The organism is Streptomyces sp. SID1328, assembly GCF_009865595.1.
Classification (GTDB): domain Bacteria; phylum Actinomycetota; class Actinomycetes; order Streptomycetales; family Streptomycetaceae; genus Streptomyces; species Streptomyces griseoluteus.
Window position 1 is genome coordinate 1 of sequence record NZ_WWKH01000753.1, and the last position, 443, is coordinate 443.

A 443-nucleotide genomic window follows, 5' to 3' on the forward strand; every position below is an offset into this window, starting at 1 on the left:
CAGGGTGGCGGCACCGGCAACACCCAGGGCGGAGTCCAGGGTTAATCGATAGACGGAGTTCATCACCCCGCGGAGGAAACCTCTGCGGGGTGATGCCGTGTTCTCCCATGCCGATCGCCCGGCATGCACTCTGTACGGGTGACATCGCCTGTGTCGCTGTAGTAACGCAGTGAGAACTTGCGGCTAATTTGGTCCGCAAGAAGTCCTCTCTGCTGTCTACCGCAAGAAAGGCCTACCGTGAAGCGGGTCGGAATCTATGCATCCCTGTCTTTTGCCGCTGCCATGGCGCTGACAGGCGCGACGGCAAGCCAGGCTTCCGCGGAAAACCGCAACCATGCGGGATACCCCGCAGAAGTCACCATTGTTTTCAACCACGGGTATTACGGCAACGTCTTCAACACCCAGGGCGGTACCCACAACACCCAGGGCGGCACGCAGAGCGG

1 protein-coding gene is annotated in these 443 nt (G+C 60.5%); it reads left to right on the plus strand.

The genetic code is table 11. The features are described 5' to 3' along the window. Positions 1 to 237 precede the first annotated feature (237 nt). A partial coding sequence (locus GT030_RS24045; protein WP_161202883.1) for a hypothetical protein occupies positions 238 to 443 on the plus strand: 206 nt, incomplete at its 3' end.